The sequence below is a fragment of the Cellulomonas rhizosphaerae genome (genome assembly GCF_003470205.1).
Lineage (GTDB): Bacteria > Actinomycetota > Actinomycetes > Actinomycetales > Cellulomonadaceae > Cellulomonas > Cellulomonas rhizosphaerae.
This window is the reverse complement of the sequence record NZ_QWKP01000194.1, coordinates 24,298-33,992: the sequence shown is the minus strand read 5'-3', so window position 1 is coordinate 33,992 and position 9,695 is coordinate 24,298. Positions and strand designations below refer to the sequence as shown.

Here is a 9,695-nt window from a genome sequence, read left to right as displayed (position 1 = left end):
GCCCGCGGTGTGAGTCCACACCGCGGGCGCCCGCGCTCGCGTCAGTACCGCGACAGCCGTCAGCCTCCCTGGACGGGGACCAGCGGGTTCTTCCCAGGGTTGGACGGGAGCTTGACGGGGCCCTCAGGGTCCTCGCTCGCGGCCGCCGCCAGTCCGTTCGGCAGGACGTAGATGTATCCGGTGATCACGAGCTCCTGGTCACCGTCCGAGGTAGCCGGCTTGCCCGCGCTTCCGTCGGACTCCTTCTGCGAGGTGCCCGTCAGTGCCGAGACGAGGAACACCCGCGCATTCCTCTGGTGCACGTCATCCAGGAAGGCCATCGTGTTCTCGTAGGTCCCGAGCACCGTGACCGAGACGGGGACGGCGGTGAGACCGGTGGGCACCTTCGGACCCTTGTCCTTCTCCTCGGACGAGGAGGTGTCCGACGAGTCGTCCGTCGCGTCGGACCCATCCGCCGACTCGGTCGCCGCGGGCGTCGGCTCCTTGACCTTCGGGAGCACGAACGTCTCGGGCGTGCCGGCGGTGACCGAGGTGATCGTGACGTCGCGCTTGACAGCGATCGAGTCCAGCCCGTCGAGGTAGGTCTCGAGCTTCGCCGATGGCGGAATCTTCTTCTCGGCAGCCGCAAGCTCTGACTTGTAGTCGTCGAGCTTGCCGAAGTCCGACTTGAGCTTGGCGAGCTTGAGGTCGAGCACGTCGTTGAACGCCCGCGTGTCCTCGGCCGACGCTCGCCGCTCGGACGCCTCGGCAAGGTTCGGCGAGACGAGCAGGAACCACGTCGCCACGGCGACCACGACGGCGATGAACGCCGTGCCGCCGATCCAGGTGCGCTTCTTGCTGCCGCCCACGTCAGTCCTCCGTGCTTTCGTCGGTGGCGGACTTGTCCGTCGCCTTGTCGTCGGTCTTCGCCGTCGCGTCCTTGGGGTCGAACCTGTGGGTCAGTGCCTCGTCCGAAACCTGGACGGTCGACGAGAAGGCGTAGTACTCGCCGTTGTCCTCGTCGCCCGTGACCGCGGCGGAGTCCAGCCAGGCGTCCTCGAAGCCAGGGACCGAGTTGAGCGCCTTGAGCCAGGCAGCGGTGTCGGGCACCGTGACGGACCGGCCGGTGAAGGCGATCTGGCCGAGGCTCGGTCCCTGCAGCGGGTCGGTCGGGTCAACGGGGCCCGACATCGGGGTCGCGTAGGTGACCGTGAACGCGTCGATGCTCGCCCCCTCGGGCAGCACGGCGGCGATGGCGTTGACGTACGCCGACCAGTCCACGTCCGTGGCCATCGCCATGGGGAGCGCCGTGCGGTTGGCGTCCAGCGCGCCGAGCACGAGGGGCACCTCCGCGTACTTGGGGTCGTGCAGCTGCGCCTGGACGCGCGCCGTGTCCGCCTCGGCGGCGTCGAGGTCCGACTGCGCCTGACCCGCGTCGAACAGGGAGAACATCCACGCCAGTGCGCAGAGCGCGAGCGTGCCCAGCAGCACGAACGCCAGCATCCGCTTGGTCCGGCGCAGGCCGCGCGCGGCCCAGACCTCGGGGGGGAGCAGATTCACCTGGGGCAGGGTTGCGCCGACGATCGTCGCCGAACCTCCCTTGCCCTTCGCGCGGGGACGCTCCAGCAGGGCACTCATGCGGCAACTCCGTAGGCGAGTCCGATGGGGAGGGCCACGCACGACTCGCGCCCGGTGAGCTGGTCGCGACGCGCGGTCTTGGCGGTGCGCAGGCCCGCGAGGGGGTCCGCAAGGGTCACCGGCAGACGACTCGCGCTCGACAGGTACTGGCCGAGACCAGGCAGGTGCGAGCCACCACCAGAGAGCACCACGACGTCGATGCCGGCGCCCGGGTTGTTCCCCGCGTAGTAGACGAACGTGTTGCGGATGGACTCGACGAGCGCACGTGCGATGTGGGCAACCGCGTCCGCGGCGTCCTGGCGGTCGGGCGTCACGGCGAAACCGATGCCGATCTCGCGCTTCATGGCCTCGGCCTCGGGGCCGGAGATGCTGCGAGCCGTCGCCAGGGCGTTGGTCACGTGCTGCCCGCCCGAGGGAAGCGTGCGCACGAGCCGCGGCACGCCACGCGACGCGACGACGACGGTCGTGATCGTCGCGCCGATGTCGACGAACGCCGCCGTCGCGTTGGCAAGGTCACCGCGCGCGAGCGCGCGCATCAGCGCGAATCCGTTGAGGTCGACCATCTGCGGGTGCAGACCGGCTGCTTCGACCGCCAGGACGTTGGCGGTGACGGTGTCACGCTGTGCGGCGACGAGCATGCCTCGCGCCAGACGTCCCGAGGGGCTGTCCACCTCGCCCGTCGGATAGAAGTCGAGGAGGGCGTCATCGACCGCCATCGGGAGCATCTCTCCCACCTGGTAGGGAAGCGACTCCTTGATCTGCGCGACCGGCATCCAGGGAACCTCGAGCTCGCGCACGAGCACGCGCTGGTTGCCGACGCCAAGGACCACGTCTTTCGACTCGAACTTGGCCTGCGACCAGAGCTGCCGCAGCGCGTTCGCCACGCTCTCCGGCTGCACCACCTCGCCGTCGCGGACAGCACCGAGCGGCACGGGCACCTCGCCGAACCTGACGAGTGTGGGCGGGTTCTTGCCCTGAGGCCCACCGGCTCCGAACTCGAGCTCGGCCGCGCGGACCGCGGACGTGCCGATGTCGAGGCCGATGACACGTGTGTTGGCCACGAGTGTCCCTTCATGCAGAACGCGGGTTATCCGGACGCGAGCGGTTTCTTCCTGACCTATCGGGTGCGACCGCTCCCGACTTGAGGTGGATTCGCCACCTGATCGGCGGATCACCTCACGGTCCCTGGAGCGCTCCCGCGCAGGTCAGAGTGCGCCGAGGTAGGCCGACCAGATTCGCTCGCCCAGGACGATCCCGCAGGCCGCGCCGAGCAGCATCCATGGCCCGAACGGGATACCCGACCGGCGCCCGGCGCGCCGCAGGAGGAGCAGGCCGATCGAGTACAGGCCGCCGAGCAGGAAAGCGGCGAACCACCCGAGCACGAGCGCGCCCCAGCCGAACCAGCCCAGGTACAGACCCAGGACGCCCGCGAGCTTCACGTCGCCGAAACCCATGCCCGCGGGGTACACGAGCACGGTCACGAAGTAGATCGCGTACAGAGCGGCACAGCCGATGAGCGCGCGCACCAGCGCACCCCAGTCGGACGCTCCACCGGGGTTCCAGCTGGCCAGCACGAGAAGTGCAAGCGCCACCGGGTACGACGGCAGGACGATCGCGTTGGGCAACCGGTGCGTGTCCACGTCGATGAGCGTGAGGGCGACGCCGATGGCCGCGAGGTACAGCAGCGCGGGAAGCACCCATGAGGCTCCCGCCCACAGGGCCGTGAGGGCGAACAGGACACCGGTCGCGAGCTCCACCAGCGGGTAACGCGCCGAGATCGGCTCGCCGCAGTCGCGGCACCTCCCCCGGAGCACGAGCCACGAGACGACCGGGATGTTGTCCCGGCGCCTGATCCCGTGCCCACAGCGAGGACAGGCGGACGGAGGGTGGACGACGGACTCACCCCGCGGGACCCGCCACACCACGACGTTGAGGAACGAGCCGACGGCCAGGCCGACGATGCCGGCCAGCGCAGCGAGTGCGGCGTTCATGAGCTCAGGGGGTTCCGATCTCGCGCTTGTACACGACGTCCACGCGGTATCCGGCAGTGGTCTGCGCGGTTGAAGGCAGGTCGACGCCGGGAATCCCGATCGGCACGTAGTTGACCGTCAGAGCGTTGCGCAGGTTGACGGTGCCACCGTAGAGCTGGCCGGCCAGGTTCGTGGAGTTGTTCGTGTCGATCGTGCACGGGGTGTACAGGAAGATCGTGATGGGCGAGACCGCGAGGCTGCCCGAGTCACCCTTGATGTTCCCGATCCCTCCGGTGCACTCGGCGATGCCGTTCGGGTTGGGGTCAGGCACGATGATCCACAACCGGTGCTCCTTGCCGTCCTTCGACGTCACCGAGAAGTTGCCGGTCGAGTAGAAGTCCTTCGCGAAGATCACCAGGTCGGCCTGGAGCTGCAGGTTGACCCCGTTCTGGAAGGTCGTCTGGTTGCAGTAGCGCGTGTCGAAGAGGGTGGGCACCGTCGGCCCCACGAGGGGGCCCTTGAGGTCGTAGCTCGCGCCGGCGACGGAGCACTGGAGCTGGGTGCTGCCCGTGGTGGCCCGCGAGGCCGCCCACGACTCGGCGTTGTTGGCCGCAGCGTTCGTCCGCACCCACTGCTGGTACGCGGCCGCGCGGTCACCCGAGGTCACGAAACCCGCCCAGTCCTGGGGGCGGTAGAGGACCTCGGGCAAGCCCCGCGGTACGTACACCGGGATCTGGGAAGCGGCGAGGCCGGTCCTCGTGACGCCACCGACCTGGATCGAGCTCGGACCGCCCCACGTCGTCAGGGAGCCCGTGAGCATGATGTCCTTGCCGATCGTCACGCCCGAGTTCATGGCGGCATTCGCCGTTGCGTACAGCGAGCCGCCGACGCTCGCCAGTCCCGCACTCTGCGCCTGGGAGATCTCGACGGCGTTCTTGCTCCACAGGTCGCCGACCACTCGGCACGCCCCCGACATCCGCACGCCCCCGTTCGCGACGATCAGGCTGCCGTCGATCTTGACGCCGGAGTTGCAGTCGACGTTCCCGGAGTCGACCCAGACGTCCGCCTTCTCGTTGGGCAACGTGGTCGAGACCGTGAACGCGTTCGTGGTCATGATGCTGTTGGCGGCGAAGATCGCCGAGCCGCGGCCCGAGACCACGCTCGGCGTCAGGACGATCTTGGACTGCATGGTCCGCGAGCGGCCGTCGTCCCCCTGCGCGGTCGACGTGACGACGGCCGTCGTCGGCGCGCCTGTGACCTTCCCCGACGCGCAGGCCAGCTTCGCGCCGGTCTTGTCGTAGTAGGTGATCGTCGCGCTCCCCGTGACCAGGGAGGGCGAAGACCCCGCCTGCGCGGTCCCAGTCGCCGGGTACCGGCAGGGGGTGGTCGTCTCGAGCTTCAGGTAGACGTCGTCGACGAGCCCCTCAGCGGCGTGCACCTCGGTCGACCGGGCGCGATCCACACCGGACGCGCGCGACGCGGCGATGACGTTCGCCACCACGAGAACGGCGAGCATCGCGCCGATGATGGCGACCGCCACGGCCGCGACCAGCACGCTGCCGCGCTCGTCGCCCGCAGTCGCAAGGCGCCGTCGGATCATTGCTCGCATGGGAACCTCCTGGTCAGGGCGCCGGGACGGGGCTGCAGGTGTCAGCCGGGTAGCCGAAGATCGTGTTGCGGCCCGTGAGCGTCGACGTGACGGTCGCCGGCTTCGAGCCCTCGCTCTGGTCAGGGTCCTTCACGCGCAGGGTCACGCGGATGGTCTGCGCGTTCGACGAGGTCTCGGCCTGGTTGTCCTCGACGAAGAACGGGGGCCACGTCGTGGGGTCGGCCTTGTCGAGAGCCTTGGCCGGTCGCACGATGTCACGAGCGACGACGCGCCATGCGTCCACGCCGCCGGTCGCCTGCCAGCTCGGCTTCCACGACCTGTACTCGAGCCGGCCGAAGTCGTTGCCGGTCGCGAAGACCACACGCCACTGAACGCACTGGTAGACGCCGTCGGTCTGCGTGTAGACGCGCAGCGAGTAGTACTTGTCCGCACCCGACTCGCTGCTCGACTCCTGCTTCGGGTCCGAGATCACGTTGCCGGAGCGGACCTGACGATCGATCTGCATGAGACTGATGCGGACCTGGGCCGCGGCCTCGGTCCGTGCCAGGTTGTCCTTCGTCTGGCGGGCCATCTGGAGCATGATCCCGAAGACGATCGCCATCAGGCCGACGAAGATCGACATCACGACGATGAGCTCGACGAGCGTGTAGCCGCGATCGTCCGATTCCCGCGCGGCGCGCGCCCGGCGCAGGATCTCATGCACTGGGCGCCGCCTTGTACGCGGCCGACGCACGCGCCCCACCGAGCGTCGTCGCGACGACGAACGACTGCACGCCGCCATGTCCCTCGACCCGGTACTGCACCGAGACCGTCACGAGGCCCGTCTCCGACGACAACGAGCATCCCTCGCCGGTGCACCCGGTCGCGGCGGAGGTCACCGACGACGCGGAGGGCGTCACCAGGACGCTGCCGGCCGCGGTCACCGTGTACCCACCGCCCGACCAGGTCACCGAGCCCGTGCTGACGGACTTCGACGTCGTCGTGCCGAGAGCGATCGTCGTGTAGGAGCTGCCGTTCCAGTACTTGAGCGTCCCGGACCGGGTTGTCACGGGTGCCGAGGCCGTCTGCGCGGCGCCGCGCTCGACGCGCGTGCCGTCCGCGTACCCCGTGACAGTGATCAGGCCGCTGCTCGCCGCGCCGCCGGACCACGTGCCACCGCCCACCGCGACGTTGCCGAGAGCGCGGGACACGCCCGCGGCCACGCATCCAGCGCCCGTCAGCGAGGTGCAGCCGATCGCGGTCGCTCCCGGGGTGGTCGTGAAGCGCCCACCGAAGGTCGACGTCGTCGACGAGGCCGCGACGCTGGCGACCTGGAACGTCGCACTCTTGACGCCGAAACTCACGCGAGTCGGTGCGTTCGACTTCGCATCGGTCGATGCGCACGGCTCCCCCGCGGCGATACCCGTCGCGCAGGACGCGACTGTCGAGGCGCGCACCGTCGAGAGATCGGCGTTCCCGGGCTCCAGCGCCATGGTGAGATCGCCCTGCCCGAGGGCGAGCGTGGACGCCAGCCCGTTCGACGAGACTGGCGTGGGGTTCGGCGGCGCAGCACCGACCGAGCCGATGTCGTTGGATGCCTCGAGCGACGACGTCGATCCGCCGGTGCTCGAGGTCGCCGCGGCGTCGGACGCCGTCGTCAGCGTGCCCACCGCATGCAGGGCGCTCGCCTCGACGGTCGTCGACTGCTGCGAGGCGATCCCGACGCCGGTGTTGCCGACCCGCAGGGACGCGACCGTGGCCGTCGATCCCGGAAGAATCGGAGTCGTACCGTCGACGGCCGGATCACCGACCATCCCCCCGAAAGCGGCGGTCACGGTGATCTCAGGTCCCGTGCCACCGGCGCTGGCGGACAGCAGTGCCTGGCACGCACCGAGGTAGGGCTGGTTGTTCGGATCGCCGCAGCCGCCCTGCGGTGCGTACGCCGCGGACCGCAGCAGGACGAACTGCTGCTTGGCCTTCTGGTTCGCACGCCACGTCGTGATCACCGTGAGGTTGAGCGCTGCCGAAGCGGCCGCATCGCGGGACACGTAGGCACGCGACGTGAACACGATCCCTGGCGCCTCGGGGTTCACGGTTCGCGTGAGGTTGGTCCCACCGGCCCCCGAGAGGGGCGCCATCGTCGTCGACTGGTCGGAGCTCTGGACGAGCGCCTCGTCGATGTGTGCCGCGCCGACCACGGGACGCAGACGCGCGCCTGCGACGTTCGCGTCCCCGCCCGCTGCCGCAGCGAAGCCGATCCGCTGGCCCTTGTTGAGCGTGTTCCACGGCAGCGCGCGCAGCTGCTCCATGACCTGGTTCGAGACCGCGGTGCCCAGCGTGCGCTGGCGTGTCTGCGCCGTCGTGACCAGCGCCGAGGTCTGCACGGCAGCCAGGCCCAGCAGGACGCCGCCGATGATCATCATCGCGACGAGCAGCTCCATGAGGGTGAAGCCGGACTCATCGCCGTGCTGCGGACGCCGGTCGACCAGCACGCGACCTCCCACCACTCGTGAACACGCTCCCACGGACGGTCGTCCGGAAGTCGTCACCGAGGTATCGGCGCACGTCACGGACACCATGAGGGTGCGAGTCCACACATCTCGGTGCGTCTTGCACAACGAGACGGGCGAATGGCTCGAACCGGCAGGAACGAGACGTCAGGACTTCAAGGTCGCGGGTGTGTTCACCTCTCCGGAGTAACGCAGCGTGTACTTGGCGTTGGCCCACTTCGGGAAGTAGGGCGGGGTCGAGAACTGCAGGCGGGTGTCGTACTGGTACTGCTTCGTGTACCCGTTCTGGGCGCCGCTGATGGTCTGCCCGACGATGCCGCGCCAGCGCTGGGCGATCGATCCCTTGACGTACAGCGTGCCCTTGTCGCCGCCCACGTTGTACTTCTGCACCAGGAACGAGTGCAGGAGCGTCTGGATCGAGCCTGCGATCTGGATGCCGTTCACGGGGTAGTTGGCTGCGGCGCCGGGCTCCTTGTACCGCTTGGGCCAGCCGCTCACGTCGCCGACGCTCTCGAGCGTGCCCGTCCACACCCACTGGTTCGTGTAGTACGTCTGGCACGTGCCGTTGGACTTGTAGACCTTGCACTTCGCCGTTGCCTTCATGGTGCCCTGGCGCGGGTGGAAGACCTCGACCGAGTTCGTGGCGACCAGGCCGAGCAGGTCCGACCCGGTCACGGTGCCGCCGGCGAGCACGAGGTCACCCGTGACGACGATGGACTGCGCCGACGCCAGCGTCACCCGGCCGCTCAGCACGCCTTCGGCGTAGAGGTTGCCCTGCCCGCACTGCTTGGTGAGCTCGGTCATGTTCTCGTCGCCCGTGTAGGTCGACGACGCAGCGGTGGGCTCGACGCCCGTGAACGTCCCGACCGGGAGGGTGGAACCGGTCGGGCCACCCAGCTCGCCGCCGTAGCACTGGCGGTTGGCGGTTCCCGACTTGTCGACGTAGAGCACCATGTCGTTCGGCACGGGCACCGTGGCGCCAGCCGTCGAGTTCAGCGCGGCGAGCGTCCCGCAGTTGGGCGTCGCGCCACCGGGCACGGACGTCGCGAGCGGCTGCTTGTTCCCGTTCACGGTCGTCTTGTTCCACACGGTCATCGTGCCGTTGGACTTGAAGACGACCCGGGTCGAGCCGTAGTAGTGGCAGCCCGGCGTGGTCGCGAACGACGCCGAGTTGTCGGGCAGGTAGAGCGGGTCGTGGTACTTCGGCTGGACGCCGTTGAAGTTCGCGACGCTGCTCGTTCGCAGGCACTTGGTCTCCCACGTCGCAGGTGCCGACGTCGCGGTGGCGCACTTCGGGTCGGCGGTCCAGACCTGCTTGAGGAACGACGGCTTCTTGCCCGCATAGGTCGAACCCAGGATGGTGTCGTTGGTGAACACCTCGCCGTCGAGCTCGTCACCACCGATGAACGTGATCTCCGTGCAGCCCTTGCCCGAGCGGCTCGGTGACGAGTGCCAGTACGAGGCGGACGACGAGCCGTTCGCTCCGCACGCGACGACGCTGGTGCCCCCGTCCCCGTAGGCCTGGACGTTCGCGGGGTCGGCCGACTCGAAGTCGGTGTAGTAGACGTAGTCCGTCGAGCCGCCCTTGCCCACCGTGGTGTCGATCGAGCGGAAGGTGTCGTTCGCACGGCCGGTCACGACCAGGCGGTAGATCCCCTGCGCACGTTGCGCCGAGTCGATCACGTAGTGGAAGTGCGGTGCGTCCGCGTTGGTCTCACCAGGCTCCACCGGGAGCCAGCCCGCTGCGGTCGACGGGTTCCACCCACATGCGTTGCTGCTCGCGGTCATCGGCCCGCGCCACGCCATGTTGGCGCAGTCCGGGGTGTACCCGTACGCGTCCATGCGGTTGATGCGGCTGATGAAGTCCTCGACACCGGACTGCGCGGCCGCCATCGCGGCCGAGTAGTCCTGGTCGTACCGCGCGAACCGCTGGCTCTTGACCGTGTAGGCGAGGCCGGTCATCGCGACCATGCCCAGGATCAGCATGGTGCCGACCACGACCACGAGGAT

General features: G+C 69.1%; 8 protein-coding genes. All 8 read right to left on the bottom strand.

What is annotated here, in order from left to right; all coding sequences use genetic code 11:
- Positions 1 to 59: 59 nt before the first annotated feature.
- Complete coding sequence (locus D1825_RS10090) at positions 60 to 848, bottom strand: hypothetical protein (RefSeq protein WP_118767296.1); 789 nt, start codon at positions 846 to 848, stop codon at positions 60 to 62.
- A 1-nt stretch (position 849) separates the two neighbouring features.
- Positions 850 to 1,617: a PilN domain-containing protein gene (locus tag D1825_RS10085; RefSeq protein WP_199721559.1), complete on the bottom strand. Its 768-nt coding sequence runs from the start codon at positions 1,615 to 1,617 to the stop codon at positions 850 to 852.
- Positions 1,614 to 2,678, bottom strand: a complete 1,065-nt coding sequence (gene pilM / locus D1825_RS10080; protein ID WP_118767295.1) for a type IV pilus assembly protein PilM — start codon at positions 2,676 to 2,678, stop codon at positions 1,614 to 1,616. Before pilM ends, D1825_RS10085 begins: the two co-directional genes overlap by 4 nt.
- Before the next feature lie 144 nt (positions 2,679 to 2,822).
- A complete protein-coding gene (locus D1825_RS10075; RefSeq protein WP_118767294.1) occupies positions 2,823 to 3,608 on the bottom strand; it encodes a prepilin peptidase in 786 nt (261 codons plus the stop codon).
- 4 nt (positions 3,609 to 3,612) lie between these two features.
- Entirely contained in the window at positions 3,613 to 5,196 is a 1,584-nt protein-coding gene (locus tag D1825_RS10070; protein ID WP_138067569.1) for a hypothetical protein, read from the bottom strand.
- A gap of 13 nt (positions 5,197 to 5,209) precedes the next feature.
- A complete protein-coding gene (locus D1825_RS10065) occupies positions 5,210 to 5,899 on the bottom strand; it encodes a PulJ/GspJ family protein (protein ID WP_158580714.1) in 690 nt (229 codons plus the stop codon).
- Positions 5,892 to 7,667 (bottom strand): prepilin-type N-terminal cleavage/methylation domain-containing protein, encoded by a 1,776-nt coding sequence (locus D1825_RS10060; RefSeq protein ID WP_158580713.1) that lies wholly within the window; start codon positions 7,665 to 7,667, stop codon positions 5,892 to 5,894. The genes D1825_RS10065 and D1825_RS10060 overlap by 8 nt, the downstream gene beginning before the upstream one ends.
- 165 nt (positions 7,668 to 7,832) lie before the next feature.
- Positions 7,833 to 9,683: a pilus assembly PilX family protein gene (locus tag D1825_RS10055; RefSeq protein WP_233549805.1), complete on the bottom strand. Its 1,851-nt coding sequence runs from the start codon at positions 9,681 to 9,683 to the stop codon at positions 7,833 to 7,835.
- Positions 9,684 to 9,695 lie beyond the last annotated feature (12 nt).

What these genes read in the sequence shown, in the direction of transcription:
- D1825_RS10070 (WP_138067569.1), bottom strand. Translation starts at nt 5,196, where the DNA reads ATGCGAGCAATGATCCGACGGCGCCTTGCGACTGCGGGCGACGAGCGC.
- D1825_RS10085 (WP_199721559.1), bottom strand. Translation starts at nt 1,617, where the DNA reads ATGAGTGCCCTGCTGGAGCGTCCCCGCGCGAAGGGCAAGGGAGGTTCG.
- D1825_RS10075 (WP_118767294.1), bottom strand. Translation starts at nt 3,608, where the DNA reads ATGAACGCCGCACTCGCTGCGCTGGCCGGCATCGTCGGCCTGGCCGTC.